Origin of the sequence: Nocardia sp. NPDC050435, assembly GCF_040655395.1 — a bacterium.
Lineage (GTDB): Bacteria > Actinomycetota > Actinomycetes > Mycobacteriales > Mycobacteriaceae > Nocardia.
This window is the reverse complement of sequence record NZ_JBFAJW010000029.1, coordinates 1-1,093: the sequence shown is the minus strand read 5'-3', so window position 1 is coordinate 1,093 and position 1,093 is coordinate 1. Positions and strand designations below refer to the sequence as shown.

Annotated in this window: 1 protein-coding gene; it reads left to right on the top strand. The window is 65.7% G+C overall.

Annotation, left to right across the window (positions count from 1 at the left end; all coding sequences use genetic code 11):
• Positions 1-105: 105 nt before the first annotated feature.
• Positions 106-1,093: IS481 family transposase (locus AB0I43_RS40705; RefSeq protein WP_356981588.1), on the top strand; the 988-nt coding region annotated here is incomplete at its 3' end.

The following is a 1,093-nucleotide window of genomic DNA, read 5'->3' as shown; positions in this document are numbered from 1 at the left end:
TGTACTGACCATGGACGTTGGTGACGGCGTGGCGAGCTGGACATGACGAAGACCTCCGAGTGAAGTGCGAGCTGTCTAGGAACGCATCCACTCTCGGAGGTCTTCGTGTCCCACCCTAACGCCCCGCTATCGGAACTGGGCCGATTGCGGCTGGCCCGCTGCATTGTCGACGACGGCTGGCCACTACGCCGAGCAGCCGAACGGTTCCAAGTCTCGGCCACCACCGCGAAACGATGGGCCGACCGCTACCGCAGCGCCGGCACCGCGGCGATGAGCGACCGATCCAGCCGACCGCATCGCAGCCCCCACCGCACACCCACCCGCACCGAACGCCGCATCATCAAGATCCGCCTCCAACGCCGGTGGGGACCAGCACGTATCGCCTACCTGCTGGGACTACAGCCCTCGACAGTGCACCGTGTCCTGACCCGATACCGGCTGGCCCGGCTGCGGTGGCTCGACCGCGCCACCGCCGCACCTGTGCGGCGCTACGAACACCACGCACCCGGCGACCTGATCCATATCGACGTCAAGAAACTGGGCAAGATCCCCGACGGCGGCGGCTGGCGCATGCTCGGCCGCCCAGCCGGTCGCCGCAACAAGCAAGCCGACAAGAGCAGCGGAATCACCAGCGTTCACGGCAATCCCGTACGCGGCTACCACTTCCTGCACACGGCCCTGGACGACCACTCCCGCCTCGCCTACAGCGAATTGCTGACCGACGAGACCAAGGACACCGCTGCAGCGTTCTGGCACCGCGCCCGAGCCTGGTTCACCGAACAGGGCATCACCGTGACCAGAGTCCTCACCGACAACGGATCCTGTTACCGCTCACACGCTTTCGCCGAAGCACTCGGGGCCGATATCAAGCACAAGCGGACCAGGCCCTACCGGCCTCAAACCAACGGGAAAGTGGAGCGATGGCACCGAACCATGGCCGATGAGTGGGCTTATGCCCGCCCCTACCGCAGTGACACCGAACGCTGCTCCAGCTTCCCCGCTTGGCTACACACCTACAATCACCACCGCGGCCACACCGCACTGGGCGGTCACCCACCAGCCAGCCGCGTTCCTAACCTCTCGGGTCAGTACA